This is a genomic window from Pseudomonas sp. FSL R10-0056 (assembly GCF_009600105.1).
Classification (GTDB): domain Bacteria; phylum Pseudomonadota; class Gammaproteobacteria; order Pseudomonadales; family Pseudomonadaceae; genus Aquipseudomonas; species Aquipseudomonas bubulae.
In genome coordinates this window covers 1-269 of the sequence record NZ_WIWL01000140.1, presented here as the reverse complement: position 1 = coordinate 269, position 269 = coordinate 1, and the positions used below count along the sequence as shown (strand labels likewise).

Here is a 269-nt window from a genome sequence, read left to right as displayed (position 1 = left end):
CCGACTGAACAGGAACATAACGTGAGTCAATTTTTCCAGATACATCCGGTAAACCCGCAGCCGCGCCTGATCAAACAGGCAGTCGAGATCATCCGCAAGGGTGGCGTGGTGATCTACCCCACCGACTCGTCCTACGCAGTGGGATGCCAGATGGGCGACAAGTCTGCGATCGAGCGGATCAAGCGCCTGCGTAACCTGGATGACAAACACAACTTCACCTTGATGTGTTCGGGTTTGTCGCAACTGGGCTTGTTTGCCAAGGTTGATAC

1 protein-coding gene is annotated in these 269 nt (G+C 54.3%); it reads left to right on the top strand.

The genetic code is table 11. The annotated features are described in order from the left end of the window. Positions 1-21: 21 nt before the first annotated feature. The coding region (locus GHO42_RS07455; RefSeq protein WP_371928118.1) for a Sua5/YciO/YrdC/YwlC family protein at positions 22-269 on the top strand (248 nt) is incomplete at its 3' end.